This is a genomic window from Pseudomonas sp. MIL9, from assembly GCF_016887925.1.
Classification (GTDB): Bacteria; Pseudomonadota; Gammaproteobacteria; order Pseudomonadales; family Pseudomonadaceae; genus Aquipseudomonas; species Aquipseudomonas mohnii.
This window is the reverse complement of the sequence record NZ_JAFEHE010000004.1, coordinates 185,654-207,500: the sequence shown is the minus strand read 5'-3', so window position 1 is coordinate 207,500 and position 21,847 is coordinate 185,654. Positions and strand designations below refer to the sequence as shown.

The 21,847-nt window shown below is 59.5% G+C and carries 13 protein-coding genes, 2 tRNA genes and 2 rRNA genes; 12 read left to right on the top strand and 5 right to left on the bottom strand.

Annotated features, from left to right (window positions below; genetic code table 11):
* Nucleotides 1-51: 51 nt before the first annotated feature.
* The 10 genes from JQF37_RS05435 to JQF37_RS05390 all read left to right on the top strand — a co-directional run bounded on the left by JQF37_RS05435 (nucleotide 52) and on the right by JQF37_RS05390 (nucleotide 15,532).
* A tRNA-Ile gene (locus tag JQF37_RS05435) sits at nucleotides 52-128 on the top strand.
* A gap of 9 nt (nucleotides 129-137) precedes the next feature.
* Nucleotides 138-213: transfer RNA gene (locus tag JQF37_RS05430), tRNA-Ala, on the top strand.
* A gap of 225 nt (nucleotides 214-438) precedes the next feature.
* Nucleotides 439-3,330: ribosomal RNA gene (locus JQF37_RS05425) — 23S ribosomal RNA — on the top strand.
* A gap of 151 nt (nucleotides 3,331-3,481) precedes the next feature.
* Nucleotides 3,482-3,597: ribosomal RNA gene (gene rrf, locus JQF37_RS05420) — 5S ribosomal RNA — on the top strand.
* A gap of 218 nt (nucleotides 3,598-3,815) precedes the next feature.
* Nucleotides 3,816-7,268 (top strand): exodeoxyribonuclease V subunit gamma, encoded by a 3,453-nt coding sequence (gene recC, locus JQF37_RS05415; RefSeq protein ID WP_130211224.1) that lies wholly within the window; start codon nucleotides 3,816-3,818, stop codon nucleotides 7,266-7,268.
* The gene (gene recB / locus JQF37_RS05410) at nucleotides 7,265-10,957 is read left to right on the top strand and encodes an exodeoxyribonuclease V subunit beta (RefSeq protein WP_130211225.1); all 3,693 of its coding nucleotides are present in this window, start codon (nucleotides 7,265-7,267) and stop codon (nucleotides 10,955-10,957) included. Before recC ends, recB begins: the two co-directional genes overlap by 4 nt.
* Nucleotides 10,954-13,062 (top strand): exodeoxyribonuclease V subunit alpha, encoded by a 2,109-nt coding sequence (gene recD / locus JQF37_RS05405; RefSeq protein WP_130211226.1) that lies wholly within the window; start codon nucleotides 10,954-10,956, stop codon nucleotides 13,060-13,062. Before recB ends, recD begins: the two co-directional genes overlap by 4 nt.
* 119 nt (nucleotides 13,063-13,181) lie before the next feature.
* Nucleotides 13,182-13,757, top strand: a complete 576-nt coding sequence (locus JQF37_RS05400) for a YfiR family protein (protein WP_130211227.1) — start codon at nucleotides 13,182-13,184, stop codon at nucleotides 13,755-13,757.
* Nucleotides 13,754-15,022 carry a diguanylate cyclase gene (locus tag JQF37_RS05395; RefSeq protein WP_130211228.1) on the top strand — a complete coding sequence of 423 codons (1,269 nt, stop codon included), beginning with the start codon at nucleotides 13,754-13,756 and terminating at the stop codon, nucleotides 15,020-15,022. Before JQF37_RS05400 ends, JQF37_RS05395 begins: the two co-directional genes overlap by 4 nt.
* 6 nt (nucleotides 15,023-15,028) lie before the next feature.
* On the top strand, nucleotides 15,029-15,532 hold the full coding sequence (locus tag JQF37_RS05390) for an OmpA family protein (protein ID WP_223272733.1): 504 nt from the start codon (nucleotides 15,029-15,031) through the stop codon (nucleotides 15,530-15,532).
* Here the strand turns inward: JQF37_RS05390 and JQF37_RS05385 are convergent.
* A complete protein-coding gene (locus tag JQF37_RS05385) occupies nucleotides 15,529-16,476 on the bottom strand; it encodes a LysR family transcriptional regulator (RefSeq protein ID WP_130211229.1) in 948 nt (315 codons plus the stop codon). The two genes, JQF37_RS05390 and JQF37_RS05385, sit on opposite strands and share 4 nt — an antisense overlap.
* A gap of 150 nt (nucleotides 16,477-16,626) precedes the next feature.
* On the opposite strand from JQF37_RS05385, the gene JQF37_RS05380 reads away from it, so the two are divergent.
* Nucleotides 16,627-18,153, top strand: a complete 1,527-nt coding sequence (locus JQF37_RS05380; protein ID WP_130211230.1) for a CoA-acylating methylmalonate-semialdehyde dehydrogenase — start codon at nucleotides 16,627-16,629, stop codon at nucleotides 18,151-18,153.
* 10 nt (nucleotides 18,154-18,163) lie between these two features.
* A complete protein-coding gene (gene mmsB, locus JQF37_RS05375) occupies nucleotides 18,164-19,051 on the top strand; it encodes a 3-hydroxyisobutyrate dehydrogenase (protein WP_130211231.1) in 888 nt (295 codons plus the stop codon).
* Nucleotides 19,052-19,221: 170 nt separating this feature from the next.
* Here mmsB and JQF37_RS05370 read toward each other — a convergent pair whose 3' ends face one another.
* The 4 genes from JQF37_RS05370 to JQF37_RS05355 all read right to left on the bottom strand — a co-directional run bounded on the left by JQF37_RS05370 (nucleotide 19,222) and on the right by JQF37_RS05355 (nucleotide 21,661).
* The gene (locus JQF37_RS05370) at nucleotides 19,222-19,566 is read right to left on the bottom strand and encodes a cupin domain-containing protein (protein ID WP_130211232.1); all 345 of its coding nucleotides are present in this window, start codon (nucleotides 19,564-19,566) and stop codon (nucleotides 19,222-19,224) included.
* Nucleotides 19,567-19,719: 153 nt separating this feature from the next.
* Nucleotides 19,720-20,091, bottom strand: coding sequence for a MerR family transcriptional regulator (locus tag JQF37_RS05365; protein ID WP_130211233.1), 372 nt, complete (start codon nucleotides 20,089-20,091; stop codon nucleotides 19,720-19,722).
* Nucleotides 20,092-20,154: 63 nt separating this feature from the next.
* Nucleotides 20,155-20,730 carry an NAD(P)H-dependent oxidoreductase gene (locus JQF37_RS05360; protein WP_130211234.1) on the bottom strand — a complete coding sequence of 192 codons (576 nt, stop codon included), beginning with the start codon at nucleotides 20,728-20,730 and terminating at the stop codon, nucleotides 20,155-20,157.
* Nucleotides 20,731-20,776: 46 nt separating this feature from the next.
* Nucleotides 20,777-21,661: a LysR substrate-binding domain-containing protein gene (locus JQF37_RS05355; protein WP_130211235.1), complete on the bottom strand. Its 885-nt coding sequence runs from the start codon at nucleotides 21,659-21,661 to the stop codon at nucleotides 20,777-20,779.
* Nucleotides 21,662-21,847: the final 186 nt, after the last annotated feature.

Here is a 21,847-nt window from a genome sequence, read left to right as displayed (position 1 = left end):
CACACGAATTGCTTGATTCATTGAAGAAGACGATAGAAGCAGCNCGAAATTGGGTCTGTAGCTCAGTTGGTTAGAGCGCACCCCTGATAAGGGTGAGGTCGGCAGTTCGAATCTGCCCAGACCCACCAATTTTGTATGGGGCCATAGCTCAGCTGGGAGAGCGCCTGCCTTGCACGCAGGAGGTCAACGGTTCGATCCCGTTTGGCTCCACCATTAACTGCTTCGAAACGTTTGAGAGTTTAGAAATGAATATTCCGATGTGAATATTGATTTCTAGTCTTTTGATTAGATCGTTCTTTAAAAATTTGGGTATGTGATAGAAAGATAGACTGAACGTTACTTTCACTGGTAACGGATCAGGCTAAGGTAAAATTTGTGAGTNGCGAATTTTCGGCGAATGTCGTCTTCACAGTATAACCAGATTGCTTGGGGTTATATGGTCAAGTGAAGAAGCGCATACGGTGGATGCCTTGGCAGTCAGAGGCGATGAAAGACGTGGTAGCCTGCGAAAAGCTTCGGGGAGTCGGCAAACAGACTTTGATCCGGAGATGTCTGAATGGGGGAACCCAGCCATCATAAGATGGTTATCTTAAGCTGAATACATAGGCTTAAGAGGCGAACCAGGGGAACTGAAACATCTAAGTACCCTGAGGAAAAGAAATCAACCGAGATTCCCTTAGTAGTGGCGAGCGAACGGGGACTAGCCCTTAAGTGGCTTTGAGATTAGCGGAACGCTCTGGAAAGTGCGGCCATAGTGGGTGATAGCCCTGTACGCGAAAATCTCTTGGTCATGAAATCGAGTAGGACGGAGCACGAGAAACTTTGTCTGAATATGGGGGGACCATCCTCCAAGGCTAAATACTACTGACTGACCGATAGTGAACTAGTACCGTGAGGGAAAGGCGAAAAGAACCCCGGAGAGGGGAGTGAAATAGATCCTGAAACCGTATGCGTACAAGCAGTGGGAGCAGACTTTGTTCTGTGACTGCGTACCTTTTGTATAATGGGTCAGCGACTTATTTTCAGTGGCGAGCTTAACCGAATAGGGGAGGCGTAGCGAAAGCGAGTCTTAATAGGGCGTCTAGTCGCTGGGAATAGACCCGAAACCGGGCGATCTATCCATGGGCAGGTTGAAGGTTAGGTAACACTGACTGGAGGACCGAACCGACTACCGTTGAAAAGTTAGCGGATGACCTGTGGATCGGAGTGAAAGGCTAATCAAGCTCGGAGATAGCTGGTTCTCCTCGAAAGCTATTTAGGTAGCGCCTCATGTATCACTGTAGGGGGTAGAGCACTGTTTCGGCTAGGGGGTCATCCCGACTTACCAAACCGATGCAAACTCCGAATACCTACAAGTGCCGAGCATGGGAGACACACGGCGGGTGCTAACGTCCGTCGTGAAAAGGGAAACAACCCAGACCGTCAGCTAAGGTCCCAAAGTTATGGTTAAGTGGGAAACGATGTGGGAAGGCTTAGACAGCTAGGAGGTTGGCTTAGAAGCAGCCACCCTTTAAAGAAAGCGTAATAGCTCACTAGTCGAGTCGGCCTGCGCGGAAGATGTAACGGGGCTCAAACCATACACCGAAGCTACGGGTATCACTTAGGTGATGCGGTAGAGGAGCGTTCTGTAAGCCTGTGAAGGTGAGTTGAGAAGCTTGCTGGAGGTATCAGAAGTGCGAATGCTGACATGAGTAACGACAATGGGTGTGAAAAACACCCACGCCGAAAGACCAAGGTTTCCTGCGCAACGTTAATCGACGCAGGGTTAGTCGGTCCCTAAGGCGAGGCTGAAAAGCGTAGTCGATGGAAAACAGGTTAATATTCCTGTACTTCTGGTTATTGCGATGGAGGGACGGAGAAGGCTAGGCCAGCTTGGCGTTGGTTGTCCAAGTTTAAGGTGGTAGGCTGGAATCTTAGGTAAATCCGGGATTCCAAGGCCGAGAGCTGATGACGAGTGTTCTTTTAGAACACGAAGTGGTTGATGCCATGCTTCCAAGAAAAGCTTCTAAGCTTCAGGTAACCAGGAACCGTACCCCAAACCGACACAGGTGGTTGGGTAGAGAATACCAAGGCGCTTGAGAGAACTCGGGTGAAGGAACTAGGCAAAATGGCACCGTAACTTCGGGAGAAGGTGCGCCGGTGAGGGTGAAGTACTTGCTACGTAAGCCCACGCCGGTCGAAGATACCAGGCCGCTGCGACTGTTTATTAAAAACACAGCACTCTGCAAACACGAAAGTGGACGTATAGGGTGTGACGCCTGCCCGGTGCCGGAAGGTTAATTGATGGGGTTAGCTAACGCGAAGCTCTTGATCGAAGCCCCGGTAAACGGCGGCCGTAACTATAACGGTCCTAAGGTAGCGAAATTCCTTGTCGGGTAAGTTCCGACCTGCACGAATGGCGTAACGATGGCGGCGCTGTCTCCACCCGAGACTCAGTGAAATTGAAATCGCTGTGAAGATGCAGTGTATCCGCGGCTAGACGGAAAGACCCCGTGAACCTTTACTATAGCTTTGCACTGGACTTTGAATTTGCTTGTGTAGGATAGGTGGGAGGCTTTGAAGCGTGGACGCCAGTTCGCGTGGAGCCATCCTTGAAATACCACCCTGGCAACTTTGAGGTTCTAACTCAGGTCCGTTATCCGGATCGAGGACAGTGTATGGTGGGTAGTTTGACTGGGGCGGTCTCCTCCTAAAGAGTAACGGAGGAGTACGAAGGTGCGCTCAGACCGGTCGGAAATCGGTCGTAGAGTATAAAGGCAAAAGCGCGCTTGACTGCGAGACAGACACGTCGAGCAGGTACGAAAGTAGGTCTTAGTGATCCGGTGGTTCTGTATGGAAGGGCCATCGCTCAACGGATAAAAGGTACTCCGGGGATAACAGGCTGATACCGCCCAAGAGTTCATATCGACGGCGGTGTTTGGCACCTCGATGTCGGCTCATCACATCCTGGGGCTGAAGCCGGTCCCAAGGGTATGGCTGTTCGCCATTTAAAGTGGTACGCGAGCTGGGTTTAGAACGTCGTGAGACAGTTCGGTCCCTATCTGCCGTGGACGTTTGAGATTTGAGAGGGGCTGCTCCTAGTACGAGAGGACCGGAGTGGACGAACCTCTGGTGTTCCGGTTGTCACGCCAGTGGCATTGCCGGGTAGCTATGTTCGGAATAGATAACCGCTGAAAGCATCTAAGCGGGAAACTAGCCTCAAGATGAGATCTCACTGGAACCTTGAGTTCCCTGAAGGGCCGTCGAAGACTACGACGTTGATAGGTTGGGTGTGTAAGCGCTGTGAGGCGTTGAGCTAACCAATACTAATTGCCCGTGAGGCTTGACCATATAACACCCAAGCAATTTGCATGCTCCTAAATAAAGAGCAAAGCCAGATTGCGGTGTGTGAAGACGCAATGAACCGAAAGTTCGCACAACACACAAACTATCGCATACCCAATTTGCTGAAGCGTCGAAAGACGGTTCGGTACCCGAATTTCTTGACGACCATAGAGCATTGGAACCACCTGATCCCATCCCGAACTCAGCAGTGAAACGATGCATCGCCGATGGTAGTGTGGGGTTTCCCCATGTGAGAGTAGGTCATCGTCAAGATTAAATTCCAAAACCCCTATCTGCGTATGCAGGTAGGGGTTTTGTTTTTGTCCGCAGGAAAGTACCGCGCCGGAAATGGCAGCGGCAGCGATGACGTTACTGTCTGACGCCCCCCGCAGCCCTGAAGTTCTTCGCGAGCGAGCTCGCTCCCACAATGAAGCAAGTCGCCTTCAATGCTAAAGTCGTCCCTCGATTTTGAGCTTTCCAAGGAAGCCTTTATGCCGGATGCAACGTCCCTCAGTGCTGGTTTTATGGTGGTTCACGGCAACCGCCTCGACGAGTTACGCAGCCTGGTGGTGAGCTGGATGCGGCGCTACCCGCTGGCTCCCTTGGAAAATGAGATTGCTCTGGTGCAGAGCAATGGCATTGCCCAGTGGCTCAAGTTGGCACTGGCTGAAGACTCTGAAGAAGATGACATGGGCGGCTGCGGTATCGCCGCTGCCATCGACGTACAGTTACCGGGCAGCTTCATGTGGCAGCTGTATCGCATGGTCCTTGGCCGTGACGAAATCCCGGTCACTTCCCTGCTCGATAAGGCTCCCTTGACCTGGCGTCTGATGCGTCTGCTTCCGCAACTGATCAATCAAGCGCATTTCGAGCCTCTGCAGCGCTTCCTGACCCATGACACCGATCTGCGCAAACGCTATCAACTGGCAGAGCGGCTGGCGGATTTGTTCGACCAGTACCAGGTGTACCGTGCCGACTGGCTCGAAGACTGGGCTGAAGGCCGGCATCAATTACGCAACGGCAGAGGTGAAGCCAAACCGCTGACCCCGGCCAATTGCTGGCAAGCGGAATTGTGGCGCGCTCTGTTGCTGGATGTCGGCGAAGAGGGCATGGCGCAAAGCCGCGCGGGTGTACACCAGCGGTTCATCGAGCGGATCAACAGTCTCGATGTTGCGCCTGTCGGGCTGCCTTCCCGGGTCATCGTTTTCGGCATTTCGTCGCTACCCGCACAAGCCCTGGAAGCCTTGGCCGGACTGGCTCGTTTCAGCCAGGTGCTGCTGTGCGTGCATAACCCCTGTCGCCACCATTGGGCGGACATCGTCGCCGATAAGGACTTGTTGCGGCATCAATACAAACGCCAGGCTCGCAAGAGCGGTATGCCGGTTGTGCTCGACCCGCAAACCCTTCATCAGCATGCCCATCCGTTGCTGGCCGCATGGGGCAAGCAGGGGCGGGACTATATCAACCTGCTCGATAGCTACGACGATCCCAACAGCTATCGCTCGGCATTCCGCGACGGCCGCATCGACCTGTTCAGTGACAGCCAGCCCCTGAACATGCTCAATCAGTTGCAGGACGACATCCTTGAGTTGCGCCCCCTGAACGAAACCCGCGAACGTTGGCCGGCAGTGGATCTGGAGACAGACCCGTCGATCCGCTTTCATATCGCTCACAGTGCCCAGCGCGAAGTCGAAATCCTTCACGATCAACTGCTCGCCCGCTTCAGCGCCGATCCGCAATTGCGTCCCCGAGACGTGATTGTGATGGTCCCGGATATCGACAGTTATGCCCCGCATATACGAGCAGTGTTCGGCCAGCTTGATCGCCAGGATCCGCGGTTCATTCCCTTCACGCTCGCTGATCAAGGCCAGCGTGGCCGCGACCCGTTGCTGATCGCCGTCGAACATCTACTCAAGCTGCCGGACAGCCGTTTCCCTGTCAGCGAAATTCTCGACCTGTTGGATGTCCCGGCATTGCGCGCTCGCTTCGGCGTCGAGGAGCGTGACCTGCCCACCCTTCACCGCTGGATTGAAGGCGCGGGTATTCGTTGGGGCATGAATGCCGAGCAGCGGGCGGGATTGGGACTGCCGCAGGCGCTGGAGCAAAACAGTTGGCGTTTTGGCCTGCGCCGGATGTTGCTGGGTTATGCCGTGGGCAGTGGCAGTGCGTGCGAAGGTATCGAACCCTACGACGAGATCGGCGGGCTGGATGCGGCACTCATCGGTCCGTTGGTGGCGTTGCTGGATACGCTGGAGATCGCCCACCACGAACTCACGCAACCGGCATCGCCCCGGCAATGGAGCGTGCGATTACAGGCGTTGATGTCATTGTTCTTCCAGGCCAGTAACGAGCATGACGACTATTTGCTGACCCAACTGGAAGCGTTGCGCGAAACCTGGCTCGAGAATTGTGAATCGGTAGGCTTGCAGGATGTACTGCCCCTGACCGTCGTCCGTGAGGCCTGGCTGGCCGGTCTCGATCAGGGACGCTTGTCTCAGCGTTTTCTGGCCGGAGCCGTTAACTTCTGCACATTGATGCCCATGCGAGCCATACCCTTCAAACTGGTCTGTCTGCTGGGGATGAATGACGGTGACTACCCGCGCGCACAGCCTCCATTGGATTTCGACCTCATGGGCAGTGACTACCGCCCCGGTGATCGATCGCGACGCGAAGATGACCGTTACTTGCTGTTGGAGGCGCTGTTGTCGGCCCGCGACCAGCTCTACATCAGTTGGGTCGGCCGTAGTATCCGCGATAACAGCGAGCGTCCGGCGTCGGTGCTGATCGGCCAGCTCCGCGACCACCTGGCCAGCGGCTGGCGATTGAGCGACGCCAACGAGGACCTGCTCGAGGCCATCACCCAGGAGCACCCCTTGCAGCCCTTCAGTGCTCGTTATTTCCATGAAGGCGACGCACTGTTCAGCTACGCCACTGAATGGCAGGCGCTTCATCACGTGACCGAGCACGCCACGGACGTCGAAGTGCTGGATGCCCACGCTCAAGAAGAACCGCTGGGTCTCGGCCAATTGCAGGATTTCCTGCGCAACCCTGTGCGGCATTTCTTCAGCCAGCGCTTGAAGGTGTTTTTCGAAGCTGCCGAAGTGCCCTTGGCGGATGAAGAGCCCTTTGTGCTCGATGCACTGCAACGCTATAGCCTCAGCGACAGTTTGCTCGACGCCGCACTGACGCAACCCGGCGAAGTCGATCAGGCATTGGAGTCGCAGGCCCGGCGCTTGCAAAACAGTGGGCTGCTGCCGATGGCAGGATTTGGCGAATGCCTTCAGCGAGAGTTGATAGAGCCGTTACCCGATCTGCTGCAACGCTACCATCAGCTCCTGGCGTTATGGCCGACGCCGCTGACCAGTGCCCTGCCGGTCAATCTGGAGCTGCATGGTTTGCCTGTCGAGGGCTGGCTCAGCGGGCTGCACCAGCGCGCCGACGGTGGTTTGCTCTCGGTCACAACCATCCCCAACAGCATCGGCTCGATCAAATCGCGCAAATGGCATCGCCTGACGCGAGCCTGGGTCAATCATCTGGTCGCTTGTGCCAGCGGCATGGCGATGACGACCGCATTGGTGGCCAGTGACGACAGCCTGATCCTTGAGCCGATGGAGCAAGAATCAGCATCACGGATTCTGGGAGACCTGTTGCTGGCCTGGCAATCGGGCATGCGTCAGCCGCTACCGATTGCCGTCAAGACTGCGTTCGCCTGGTTGGGTCAAGCCGAGCCGGTCAAAGCCGAAGCGGCCGCTCGCAAAGCATATGAAGGTGATGGCGTGAACACTGACGGGGAGCGAAGGGAAAGCGTGGCACTGGCCCGTCAATTCGCTGATTACGATGCACTGACCGCCGATGAAACGTTCGTCGATTGGTGCAACGCGTTGTATCGGCCACTACTCGAGGCGCCTTGGCGCTCGTTGTCCAGCGAGGAGGCGCGCCCATGACCGGCAAGACACCTCTGGCCCTGGCATTCCCGCTGCGCGGCAGTCAACTGATCGAAGCCAGTGCCGGGACCGGCAAGACCTTCACTATTTCTGCATTGTATTTGCGCCTGGTCCTTGGCCATGGCGGCGAACCGAGTGGTTTCGGGCGTGAGCTGTTGCCTCCGCAAATCCTCGTCGTGACCTTCACCGACGCCGCCACCAAAGAGCTGCGTGAACGCATTCGCACACGGCTGGCAGAAGCCGCCCGGTATTTCCGGGATGAAACATCGGCACCCGATGGGCTGATTGCAGAACTGCGTAACGAGTACCCGCCCGAACAGTGGCCCGGTTGCGCAAACCGCCTGGACATCGCCGCCCAGTGGATGGACGAAGCCGCCGTCTCGACCATCCACAGTTGGTGTCAGCGCATGTTGCGCGAACACGCCTTCGACAGTGGCAGCCTGTTTACCCAGACCCTGGAAACCGACCACAGCGATTTGCTCGGCGAGGTCTTGCGCGATTACTGGCGACTGTTCTGCTACCCGATGCAAGGCGATGCCCTGAACTGGGTGCGTAACAATTGGGGTGGCCCGGCCGCACTGTTGCCGCGCGTTCGCGGACTGTTCGCCAGTGAGCGGGACAGTGTTGAAGGTAAAGAACCTGTCGAACTGATCACCGAATGTCTACAGGAACGACGGGCGGCCTTGCTCGAACTCAAGAAACCCTGGCGTCAGTGGGCGGACGAGTTGCTCGCCATCTGCCACGAGGGTGTTGCCAGCAAAAATGTCGACGGTCGCAAGATGCAGGCGCGTTACTTCGAGCCCTGGTTCGAGAAACTCAAAGCCTGGGCCGAGGATGAATCCCTTGAGCAGCTGGACATCGGCACCGGTTTCACGCGTCTCACGCCCGAGGGTATGGCCGAAGCCTGGAAGAAGGGCGACGTGCCCAGTCATCCTGGCCTGGACGCAATGCCCGGCCTGAAAACCGCGCTCGATCAATTGCCGACGCCTGATGCCGCCGTGCTGCAACACGCCGCCCATTGGGTCGGCGCACGCTTCGAAGAAGAGAAGCGTCGCCGTGCGGAAATGGGCTTCGACGACATGTTGCTGCGTCTTGATGCGGCGTTGCAATCCGATGGCGGCGAGCGCCTGGCCGCCTTGATCCGCGAGCAGTTTCCGGTAGCGCTGATCGATGAGTTCCAGGACACCGACCCGGTGCAGTACCGGATCTTCGAGAGCATCTACCGCATCGAAGACAACAACCCCGAAAACGGCCTGTTTCTGATCGGCGACCCGAAGCAGGCGATTTACGCCTTCCGCGGTGCCGACATCTACACCTACCTTCGAGCGCGCCAGGCCACCGCTGGCCGACTGCACACCCTGGGCACCAATTTCCGTTCCAGTCATGGCATGGTCGGTGCCGTGAACCATGTCTTCGAACGTGCGGAATCCCGTGAGTCCGGGCGTGGTGCGTTCCTGTTCCGCGAAACGAACGGCGACAACCCGGTGCCGTTCCTGCCGGTCGACTCCCAGGGACGCAAAGAAGTCCTGTGTGTCGATGGTCAGGTCTTGCCGGCCCTGAACATCTGGCACTTGTCCGCCGAGCAACCGTTGTCTGGTGCGGTTTACCGGCAACAACTGGCGGCCGCCTGTGCCAGCGAGATCACCGGACTGCTCAATGGCGGGCAACAGGGGCGTGCGGGTTTCAATCAGGATGGCAAGGACTTCAGAGGGCTGTTGCCCGCGGACATTGCGATCCTGGTCCGCGATGGCAAGGAAGCGCAGGCTGTGCGTGCCGAACTCTCGGCCCGTGGCGTACGCAGCGTTTATTTGTCGGACAAGGACTCGGTGTTCGCCGCTCAGGAAGCTCACGATGTGCTGGCCTGGCTCAAGGCCTGCGCCGAGCCGGATGTCGAACGCCCTCTGCGGGCCGCATTGGCCTGCATCACGCTGAATCTGTCGCTGGCGGAACTGGAGCGGCTGAATCAGGACGAACTGGCCTGGGAATCGCGGGTCATGCAGTTCCGCAATTATCGCGAGATCTGGCGCAAGCAGGGCGTGTTGCCCATGTTGCGACGCTTGCTGCATGACTTCCAGCTGCCCCAGGCGTTGATGGTACGCAGCGATGGCGAGCGAGTGTTGACCAACCTGTTGCACCTCTCCGAGTTGCTGCAGCAGGCGGCGGCCGAGCTGGATGGCGAGCAGGCCCTGATCCGGCATCTGTCCGAGCATCTGGCATTGTCCGGCCAGGCCGGCGAAGAGCAGATCCTGCGTCTGGAAAGCGATGAGCAACTGGTCAAGGTCGTGACCATCCACAAATCCAAGGGGCTGGAATATCCCTTGGTGTTCCTGCCGTTCATTTGTTCGGCGAAACCGGTGGATGGCAGCCGACTGCCGTTGCATTACCACGACGCCACGGGCAAGGCCCAAGTGACCTTGAACCCGACCGCCGAGTTGATTGCCCTGGCCGATGATGAACGTCTGGCCGAAGATTTGCGCTTGCTGTATGTCGCCCTGACCCGGGCGCAGCATGCCTGCTGGCTGGGCGTGACGGACCTCAAGCGCGGCAATAACAACAGCTCGGTGCTGCACCTTTCGGCGCTGGGTTATCTGTTGGGCGGCGGCGCTGCATTGGCTGAGTCGGCGGGGCTGAAGCGCTGGCTGGAAGACCTGCAACAGGATTGTGCCGCGCTGGCTTACGGCGAAATGCCCGAAGCCACCGCCGAGCATTACCACCCACCGCAGAACGAAGCAGCGTTGCTGGCCCCGTTGATGCCGAAGCGCAAGGCCAGCGAAAACTGGTGGATCGCTTCCTACAGCGCGTTGCGAATCAGCGACATCCTGAATGTCGGCAGCGTTGAAGCGCCGGAAAGTCCGCAGGCGCAGAAACTCTTTGACGACGAACGTCTCGATCCACAAGCGCTCCATGAGATGGTCGCCGGGGGCGCCGATATCCATCGATTCCCTCGCGGTCCGAACCCGGGCACCTTTCTGCATGGATTGCTCGAATGGGCGGGCGGCGAAGGTTTTGCCGCCAGCCCTCAGGCCGTGGAAGATGCGATCGCCCGTCGCTGCAATCGCCGTGGCTGGGAAGGCTGGATCACCACGTTGAGCGATTGGCTGCAGCACTTGCTCAAATCACCGTTGCCGGTCGGTGCAGGGCACCCCCCGGTGGTTTTCGAGCAACTGACCCAGTACCAGGTCGAAATGGAATTCTGGTTCGCCAGTCACAAAGTCGACGTGCTCAAGCTCGACGCGCTGGTGTGCCAATACACGCACAACGGCGTGGCGCGGGTAGCCGCCGAACCCGTGTTGCTCAATGGCATGTTCAAGGGCTTTATCGACCTGACCTTCGAGCACGACGGCCGCTACTACGTCGCTGACTACAAATCCAACTGGCTCGGTGTCGACGACGCGGCGTACACCGAACAGGCCATGGAGCAGTCGATCCTCGACAACCGCTACGACCTGCAATACGTGCTGTACCTCCTGGCGCTGCATCGGCAACTCAAGGCCCGACTGGCCGATTACGACTACGACCGGCATGTCGGTGGCGCGTTGTACCTGTTCTTGCGCGGCACGCGGGCATCCAGCCAGGGCGTGTACTTCGCCCGCCCTCCAAAAGAGCTGATCGAACGAATGGACCGGCTGTTTCAAGGTCAGCCAGAACCCAAGGCCGAACCCGCCTGGGAACAGGGAGTATTGCTATGAGCCGCACCTTCGCTGACTTGCTGCCCACTTCATTGGCTGCCGAGAGCCTCGCCGATCTTGCCCCGTTGAGCCGTGCTGAGGACTTGCTGTTGCTGCTCACCCGCTGGGTCGAGCGTGGCTGGTTGCGTGCACTGGACAAAGCCTTCGTGGCCTTCCTTCATGAACTGGCTCCGCACGATGATCCCTTGGTGTTGCTGGCCGCGGCATTGACCAGTCATCAGTTGGGCCATGGGCATGTTTGCCTGGATCTGTTCGAGACCCTGAAGGAGCCGGATTTCGCCTTGTCGCTACCACCGGAGGGTGATCTGCACAGTGGCGCGATGTTGTTGCCATCGCAGTTGCTGGAAGCGCTGGACGGTGCCCATTGGTGCAAGGTGCTGGCCTCCAGCAGTCTGGTCGCGTTGGCGGCCGACGGGCGTGAGGCGGTGCACAGCCGTCCACTGGTGTTGTCGGGCAAGCGTCTGTACCTGCGCCGTTACTGGGCTTACGAGCGCCGTATCGACAACGCGCTGCGTCAACGCCTGGCCGAACACGAAGCCACCCCGGGCGACTTGCCCGAGCGCCTCAGCGGATTGTTCGGGCCGGCCAAGCCGGGGGACGTGATCGACTGGCAGAAACTGGCTTGCGCCCTCGCTACCCGAGGTGCCTTCAGCATCGTCACCGGCGGGCCGGGAACCGGCAAGACGACCACTGTCGTGCGCTTGCTGGCATTGCTTCAGGCGCCAGCGGTAGAGGCAGGCAAACCGCTGCGCATTCGTCTCGCCGCCCCGACCGGCAAAGCGGCGGCGCGCCTGACCGAATCCATCAGTCAGCAAGTCAGAACGCTCAAAGTCACCGACGCCATACGCCAGAAAATCCCTTCGGATGTCACCACCGTTCACCGTCTGCTCGGCAGCCGTCCCGGTACGCGGCATTTCCGCCACCACGCGGGCAATCGCTTGCCATTGGACGTGTTGGTGGTGGACGAAGCCTCGATGATCGACCTGGAAATGATGGCCAGCCTGCTCGACGCGCTGCCAGCCCATGCTCGCCTGGTGTTGCTGGGCGACAAGGATCAACTGGCATCGGTCGAGGCCGGTGCCGTGCTGGGCGATTTGTGTCGTGATGCCGAGGCCGGTTGGTACAGCCCGCAAACACGCCAGTGGCTGGAAGCGGTCAGTGGCGAAAGCCTGGCGGCCAGTGGCTTGCAGGAAGACACCCAGGGCACTCACCCACTGGCCCAGCAAGTGGTGATGCTGCGTCACTCGCGGCGCTTCGGCGAGGGCAGTGGAATCGGTCAACTCGCCCGTTGGGTCAATCAACAACAACCGGATGAAGCCCGCAGATTGCTGGCTGCACGAAGCCATGACGATGTGTTTTCCCTGTCCCTCAAGAACGAACAGGACCGGGCGCTGGAGCGCCTGTTGCTCGATGGCCATGGCGAAGGACCCCAAGGTTACCGGCATTACCTGAGCCTGTTGCGCACCCAGCGGCCGGCCCTCGACCGTCCGCTCGATGATGCGTGCTGGATGGAGTGGGCGCGGGATGTCCTGAAAGCCTTCGACGCTTTTCAGTTGTTGTGCGCGGTGCGCAAGGGGCCGTGGGGCGTCGAGGGCTTGAACCGGCGAGTGACCGACGCGTTGCTCAAGGCCCGCCTGATCGACAGCGACCAGCAGTGGTACGAAGGACGGCCCGTACTGATGACCCGCAACGACTACGGCCTGGGCCTGATGAACGGCGACATCGGTATTGCGCTGAAACTTCCCGAGCGTGATGGACCTGACGCTGGCAAGCAGGTGCTTCGCGTGGCGTTCCCGCGCAACGACGGACAGGGCGGCGTGCGTTTCGTCCTGCCCAGTCGACTCAACGACGTTGAAACCGTGTACGCCATGACCGTGCATAAATCCCAGGGCTCGGAATTCACACACACCGCGTTGATTCTGCCCGATGCCCTGAACCCGGTGCTGACCAAAGAGTTGATCTACACCGGGATTACCCGGGCCAAGGACTGGTTCACCTTGATCGAGCCGCGTGCAGGGGTATTTGAGGAGGCCGTGAGGCGCAAGGTCAAACGCTTGAGCGGGTTGATGCTGGCGCTCAAGGAAGAAGTCGAAACGATAGGCTGAGCCAGGCGTCACGAGGCTGCGCAAACGGTTCGAAGTACGATCGTGCACAGTCTCGCTGGCGTTTAAACGCTGTGCTATCGTTGCGGCATCATTTAGTTACGTTCGAAGAGAATCCCTGCATGAAGGTGGCTGTCAGGACGGCGGGGCGTGTGGCTGGCTGCAAACAAACGCTGCTTGCCGGTCTTCTCTTTGTGATGTCTGGCGTGGTTTTCGCCCAGTCGCAGGCACCGGCGGGCATGGCCGACCAGCGTGCCAAATCAGTCACGCAAGTGGTGCTCGGGATTCTCAGCTATGCCCGTTGGCCGGTTGAGCCTGCGCAACTTCGTCTGTGCATTGTCGGCCCCACCGAATACACCGACGATCTGGTCAAGGGCACGACGCTGGCGACCGGCAGGCCCGTGACGGTGCAGCGGCTGCTGGCTGACAATCCGTCGATTGCCGGTGAATGCGATGCGGTCTACATCGGCAAATTGACCCAGGAAGAGCGCGGACGACTGTTCGCCTCGCTGACCGGCCGCCCCGTACTGAGCATCAGCGAAAGCGACACTCAATGCACCGTGGGCAGTCTGTTTTGCCTGCGGGTCAGCGACGATCAGGTGTCGTTTGAAGTCAACCTCGATTCTGTTGCCCGTAGCGGCGTACGCATTCACCCCAGCGTGCTGCAACTGTCCCGCCGCAAGCCGGTGGCGCCATGAGTCTATTCAAACCGGGCAGCCGCCCGGCCTTGCGTTCCGTCCTCGGCCGCGGTCATTTGATTGTCGCGCTGGTGGGCGTGGCGATGGCCAGTGTTTCGTTGACCCTGCTTGGCATACTGGCCTTGCGCGTCTACGCCGACCACAACCTGCACCTGATCGCACGTTCGATCAATTACACCGTGGAAGCCGCCGTCGTGTTCAACGACAAGGCCGCCGCCACCGAGGCGCTGGCGCTGATTGCCTCCACCGAAGAAGTGGCCGATGCCCAGGTGCTGGACGCACGTGGTCAATTGCTGGCGCGCTGGCAGCGGCCGGAAACCGGGTTGTTTTCCAGACTCGAAATGCAGGTGGCCAAGGCCTTTCTGGAAGAACCCATCAACCTGCCGATCATCCATCAGGATCGGGAGATCGGCAGCATTTTGCTGACCGGCCATGGCGGCAACCTGATGCGCTTTTTGCTCAGCGGCCTGATGGGTATTGTGTTGTGTTCGGCGATCAGCACCTGGGTCGCGCTCTCTCTGGCACGCCGACAGCTTCGCGGGATCATTGGTCCACTTCGCAATCTGGCCTCGGTGGCTCATGCCGTGCGCAGCGAGCGTGCCTTCGACCAACGTGTCCCCGCCGCTTCCATTGCCGAACTCGATAACCTGGGCAACGACTTCAATGCCCTGCTCGATGAGCTGGAATCCTGGCAAACCCACCTGCAAAGTGAAAACGAAACCCTGGCCCACCAGGCCAGTCACGACAGCCTCACGGGGTTGCCGAACCGGGCGTTTTTTGAGGGGCGGTTGATACGGGCATTGCGTAATGCCAACAAACTCAACGAGCGGGCGGCGGTGTTGTTTCTCGACAGCGATCGGTTCAAGGAAATCAACGACAACTTCGGTCATGCCGCAGGGGACGCCGTGTTGGTCGCCGTGGCCAATCGGGTACGGATGCAACTGCGGGAAGAGGATCTGGTGGCACGCTTGGGCGGTGATGAGTTTGCCGTGCTGCTGACACCGTTGCACAAGATCGAAGACGCCGAGCGCATTGCCGACAAAATCCTGGCCAGCATGGAAGTCCCCATCCCGTTGCCGGGCGATCATCAAGTGCTGACCTCACTGAGCATTGGCATTGCCGTATACCCCGATCATGGCGCTACACCGGTCGCGTTACTCAACGCGGCCGACACGGCGATGTATCAAGCCAAGCGCATTGCCCGAGGCGCTCAACACACGGCAGGGGCGGAGCACCCTGTCGCCGATGTTCAAATCAGGAGCTAATTTCCCGTGTCCTCACTCATTCAGCGTTCCCTGCGACTGTTCACGATCACCCTGGTAATGGCCATCCTGACCCTGACGGGTTGCCAGTCGGTACCGCAAAAAGGTCTGACCCCGGCGCAGATTGCCGTGCTCAAGCAGCAAGGGTTCAAGCTGACCGATGAAGGCTGGGCGTTCGGCCTGTCCGGCAAAGTGCTGTTTGGCAGTGATATCGACAGCCTCAACCCGCAGAGCACCGCGATCGTCGAGCGCATTGGCAAGTCGTTGCTGGGTGTCGGCATCGAGCGCGTCAGAGTCGATGGTCATACCGATGCTTCCGGCAAAGAAGCCTATAACGAACAGCTTGCCCTGCGCCGGGCAAAAAGCGTCGCCACGGTGCTGGCCACCACCGGTATGAAGCAGGACAACATCCAACTGCGTGGGCTTGGCAGCAGCCAGCCCGTGGCCTCCAACGACACGGTGGACGGCCGCGCGGAAAACCGCCGCGTCGCTATCGTGGTGAGTGCCGACTAATCGGCGAACAACATCGCCCGACTTTCCCCCATCAACAGCCGCTGATTCTGTTCAGTCACTTCGCGGATGTAATCCCACAACAGGGTGATCCGCTTGAGCTTGCGCAGGTCTTCGCGGCAGTACATCCAGAATTGCCGGGTGATGTTGATTTCCTCCGGCAGCACCGGCAGCAGCCGTGGGTCTTGAGCGGCGAGGAAGCACGGCAGGATCGCCAGTGACCGGCCCTGCTGCGCTGCCACGAATTGCGCGATGACGCTGGTGCTGCGCAGATTGGCGCTGGCGCCGGGTAGCACGTTGGCCAGGTACAGCAGCTCCGAACTGAACGCCAGGTCGTCGACATAGCTGATGAATGAATGCTCACTGAGGTCGGCCGGGCGGCGGATTGCCGGGTGCTTGTCCAGGTATTCCTGGGTCGCATACAGCTGCAGGCGATAGTCCGTCAGTTTGCAGCACACGTAGGGCCCGTGTTCCGGGCGCTCCAGGGCGATGACGATGTCCGCCTCGCGTTTGGACAGGCTGATGAAGTGCGGCAGCGGCAGGATGTCCACCGAGATGGCCGGGTAGGCGTCGACGAAATGGCTAAGTTGAGGCGTGATGAAAAAACTGCCGAACCCTTCGGTGCAGCCCATACGCACATGCCCGGACAACGCCACCCCGGAGCCGGACACCTGCTCGCAGGCCATGTGCAACGTGCTTTCGATCGACTCGGCGTAACCAAGCAATCGCTGGCCTTCGGCGGTCAGGACGAAGCCGCTGGTCCGGGACTTCTCGAACAGCAAAGTCCCCAATGACGCTTCCAGCGAACTGATGCGCCGCGACACGGTGGTGTAGTCGACGGCCAGGCGTTTGGCCGCGGTGCTGGCCTTGCGGGTCCGGGCGACTTCGAGGAAAAACTTGAGGTCATCCCAGTTCAGGGAGCCTAAGGACGTGATGTTTTTTTGCATGATGGACCGGCTTTTATGTGCGTTCTTATTAGAAGTTTGCACATCTATACTCCAAAAACAGTCCCACAACCAATTCGCGACACACGCCTCATCGCAAGGCGACTTTTTCGCCTTGGCTCCCAAGATAAAAACAAACATCCGGAGACCCACATGAACGCTTCGCTTACGCCTAACGAAACCACGCTGCACAAGGTCAAGTTGTTGATCGATGGCGAGTGGGTCGAGTCCAAGACCACTGAATGGCACGACATCATCAACCCGGCGACCCAGCAAGTGCTGGCCAAGGTGCCGTTTGCCACCACCGAAGAAGTCGATGCCGCCATCAGCGCCGCCCATCGCGCCTTCCAGACCTGGAAGCTGACGCCCATCGGCGCGCGGATGCGCATCATGCTCAAGCTGCAGGCGTTGATTCGCGAACATTCCAAACGCATCGCCGTCGTGCTCAGCAACGAGCAAGGCAAAACCATCGCCGACGCCGAGGGCGACATTTTCCGTGGCCTGGAAGTGGTCGAACACGCCTGCTCCATTGGCACCCTGCAAATGGGCGAGTTCGCTGAAAACGTGGCGGGCGGTGTCGACACCTACACCCTGCGTCAACCGATCGGTGTCTGCGCCGGCATCACTCCGTTCAACTTCCCGGCAATGATTCCACTGTGGATGTTCCCGATGGCCATCGCCTGCGGCAACACCTTCGTGCTCAAGCCGTCCGAGCAGGACCCGCTGTCGACCATGCTGCTGGTGGAACTGGCGATCGAAGCCGGCGTTCCGGCGGGCGTGCTCAACGTCGTGCACGGTGGCAAGGACGTGGTGGATGCGCTCTGCACCCACAAGGACATCAAGGCGGTTTCGTTCGTCGGCTCGACCGCCGTCGGGACTCACGTCTACGACCTGGCCGGCAAGCACGGCAAGCGCGTGCAGTCGATGATGGGCGCCAAGAACCACGCCGTGGTGCTGCCGGATGCCAATCGCGAACAAGCGCTGAATGCGCTGGTCGGTGCCGGTTTCGGCGCGGCCGGTCAACGTTGCATGGCCACCTCGGTGGTGGTGCTGGTGGGCGCGGCCAGGCAGTGGCTGCCTGACCTCAAGGCGCTGGCGCAAAAGCTCAAGGTCAACGCGGGCAGTGAGCCGGGCACCGACGTAGGGCCGGTGATCTCGAAAAAGGCCAAGGCGCGGATTCTCGACCTGATCGAAAGCGGCATCAAGGAAGGCGCGAAACTGGAGCTGGACGGTCGCGATATCACGGTTCCCGGTTTCGAACAGGGCAACTTTGTCGGCCCGACGCTGTTCTCCGGCGTGACCACCGACATGCAGATCTACACCCAGGAAATCTTCGGCCCGGTGCTGGTGGTGCTGGAGGTCAATACCCTGGACGAGGCCATCGCCCTGGTCAACGCCAACCCGTTCGGCAACGGCACCGGCCTGTTCACCCAGAGCGGTGCGGCGGCGCGCAAATTCCAGAGCGAAATCGACGTCGGCCAGGTCGGTATCAACATCCCGATCCCCGTGCCGGTACCGTTCTTCAGCTTCACCGGCTCCCGTGGTTCCAAACTCGGCGACCTCGGTCCGTACGGCAAGCAAGTGGTGCAGTTCTACACTCAGACCAAGACGGTCACCAGTCGCTGGTTCGATGACGACAGCGTCAACGACGGTGTGAACACCACCATCAACTTGCGTTAAGGAGCCGGACATGAAAATCGCTTTTATCGGTCTGGGCAACATGGGCGCGCCGATGGCGCGCAACCTGATCAAGGCCGGCCATGCCCTGCGCCTGGTCGACCTGAACAAAGCCGTGCTGGCGGAACTTGAGCAGTTGGGCGGCAGCATCAGCGCCTCGGCGCGGGAAGCGGCGGACGGTGCCGAGCTGGTGATCACCATGCTGCCGGCGGCCGTGCATGTGCGCAGCGTCTGGCTGGGTGAAGACGGCGTTCTGGCCGGTATCGGCAAGGGCGTACCGGCGGTGGATTGCAGCACCATCGACCCGCAGACCGCGCGTGACGTGGCCGCCGCTGCCGCCAAACAGGGCGTGGCCATGGCCGATGCACCGGTGTCCGGTGGTACGGGTGGCGCCGCCGCCGGGACGCTGACGTTCATGGTCGGCGCCACCCCGGAACTGTTCGCCACCCTGCAACCGGTACTCGCACAAATGGGCCGCAACATCGTCCATTGCGGTGAGGTCGGCACCGGGCAAATCGCTAAAATCTGCAACAACCTGCTGCTGGGGATTTCCATGGTCGGCGTCAGCGAAGCCATGGCTCTGGGCGATGCCCTGGGCATCGACACCAAGGTGCTGGCGGGCATCATCAACAGCTCCACCGGGCGTTGCTGGAGTTCGGAGATGTACAACCCATGGCCGGGCATCGTCGAAACGGCGCCGGCGTCACGCGGCTATACCGGCGGTTTCGGTGCCGAACTGATGCTCAAGGATCTGGGGCTGGCCACCGAAGCGGCGCGTCAGGCACACCAACCGGTGGTGCTCGGCGCGGTGGCCCAGCAGTTGTATCAGGCGATGAGTTTGCGTGGGGAAGGCGGGAACGACTTCTCGGCGATCATCAACAGCTATCGCAAACCGCAATAATTGCTCGGAAAACCCGTGGGAGCGAGCCTGCTCGCGATAGCGGTGTGACAGTCGACGAAAATGTTGAATGTGAGTCCGACATCGCGAGCAGGCTCGCTCCCACAGGGGCAGCATCTACCTATCGACATTTACCGGGAGATCACGTCGGGTGATCTCCCGGTTTTTTTGTATCAGGCAAACACGAAATACTTGCGCACGGTCTCCACCACTTCCCACGTGCCTTTCATGCTTGGCTCGATGACGAAAATGTCACCGGCGCGCAGGTGGATCGGCGCCATGCCTTCCGGGGTGATGATGCAGTAGCCTTCCTGGAAGTGGCAGTACTCCCACTTCACGTATTCCACGTACCACTTGCCCGGCGTGCAGATCCAGGTGCCCATGATCTTGCTGCCGTCTTCGCTGGTGTAGGCATTGAGGTTGACGGTATGCGGATCGCCTTCGAGTTTTTCCCATTTGCAGGCGTCGAGCACCGGCAGCGGGTGAGTGTCGCGAAGAACAGTAATCGGTGCGGACATGATGACTCCGAGCGTTGGGGAGAACTGAAGTCGCACCCTATAGGGCTTGGTTGTGCGTCAGTTGTCTGTGCTCGACATCGAGGTATCCAGAAACGCAGCGGTCAGTGTCCGGCCAGGTAAGTCTTTCGAAACCCTGATGCCGGCCGATGATTATCAAAGACTGTCGAGCCGGCACTGTTCCTGAGCATTCTGCAAGCTCGCCTCTAAGTCCTCCAGCGCCCGGTGGCGTTGTTGGAGGGCATCGATGTTGTCCGTCAGCTCGCGTTTTTTGTCGGCGATGGCGACTCGCGCAAGTGCCCATGGAAAGGCCTCGCCCCGGTGCTGTTCGAACATCGCCTGCATTTCCTTGAGCCTGAAGCCCAACTGTTGGGCGCACTTGATGAACATCAGCAACTCGACGTGTTGCTGCGAGTAAGTGCGGTACTTTCCCTGGCGTTGCGCGGGGGGCAACAAGCCGATGGCTTCATAGTGGCGGATGCTTTTGACGGTGCTTCCCGAGAGTCGCGCGGCTTGACCGATGTACATGAAAGTCCCTTTTTAAATGTCCCGAACAATGCGCCTTTAGGCCCTGCGCATTATCCGGGACATTCAATGAGCGGCGATAGCATGCACCTGTTCGAGCCAGGCCTGCCGTTGCGCTGCGTTGGCCCCGAGAATCGGCCCGAAAGTGAGGGTTTTGGTGGGCTTGATACCGCAAAACTCCAGTGTGGTCTTGCGGACCTCGTGCAGCCCCGGCATGCGATAGATCCAGCGGTAGTACCAGGGTGGCGTATCCATGGTTACCAGCAAATGGGCGCTGCGACCGTGCAGCAGTTTGTCGGGAAAGGCTTTGCCTTCGCGGTACTTGAAGGCGAAACCGGACAGCAACACGCGATCGAAAAAGCCCTTGAGCAAGGCTGGAATCCCGCCCCACCAGATCGGATAGACCAGTGTCAGATGCTCGGCCCACAAAATGTCCGCCTGCGCCTGGCGCAAGTCCGGTTCCAGTGGCTGAACCTGTTGATAGCCTTCGTGCAGGATGGGGTCGAAGTCCAGTTTCCCGAGAAACAGCTGGCGCACCTCATGCCCGGCATGCAACGCCGATTGTGTGTAGCGCTCGGCGATGGCCCCGCAAAAACTGTTGCTCGACGGATGACCCAGAATCACCAGCATTCGTTTGCCCATTGTCGCTGTCCTTGAAGTTGAAAGCCCCAAGGGTAAAGTCTGCCCCTCAGGGGAGAGTCAAGGCATGCAGCAAGGCCCTGGCATAACCGGGCAGTGTCGCGAAATCCCTGGCGCAGAGCTGGAGCGTGCGTCGGGCCCAGGGTTCCTGCAGGGCGATGCAGTTGAAAGGGGCTTCCCCCGGCCAGCGTTCGACCGCCGCCAACGGCACAATCGCCAGTCCCGCACCGCGAGCGACCATGCGCATCACGCCATCGAAACCATCCGCGCGGATGCGGATCTGCAAGCGCGCGCCGAGATGCAGCGCTTGTTCTTCGAGGTACGTCGCCAACGCGCTGTTGGCGTTCAATCCAACGTAATCGTGGTGCAGCGTTTCGCTGAAGGCTATCGACCGGGTGTCGGCCAGAGGGTGATGACGGGGCACGATCAACCCCAGGGGATCGTCACGAAACGGCAGGGTCTGCAGGTTCTCGGTGTCCACGGCGTCGGAGACGATACCGAGGTCGGCCGCGCCTTGACGCAAGGCATGGGTGATGCGGGCGCTGGGCAGTTCCTGCAGGTCGATGTCCAGGTTGGGATGTTCGCGCAGAAAGTCCGCGAGCAGTTCCGGCAGGTACTCGGTGAGCGCCGTGGTGTTGCACAACAGCCGCACCTGACCTTTGACGCCATTGGCGTATTCGGCGAGGTCCTGCTGCATGCGTTCGGCGTGTTGCAGCAAGAGCCGGGCGTGCTGCGCCAGCGCTTTTCCCGCCGGCGTGGGAGTGACGCCACGCCGGCCACGCTCGAGAAAATCAATGCCGATCGATGCTTCCATGGCACGGATTCGTGCGCTCGCCGCCGCCAGGGACAGGTGACTGCGCGCGGCACCGGCGGTGATGTTGCCGCTGTCGAGGATATTCAGGTACAGGCGCAGGTCGGTCAGGTCGAAGTGCATCTTAAGGCTCTGGATGTGTGATGTCGGGGCTGGCCCCTTCGCGGGCAGGCCCGCTCCCACAGGGGATTGGTGTCGTTCACAAGTCTCATGTAGGAGCGAGCCTGCTCGCGATGGACTTAAGAGCGCCGCGTTTAGCCAGTAAACACGCGTTATCGTTAACGACCATCGCGGGCAGGCCCGCTCCCA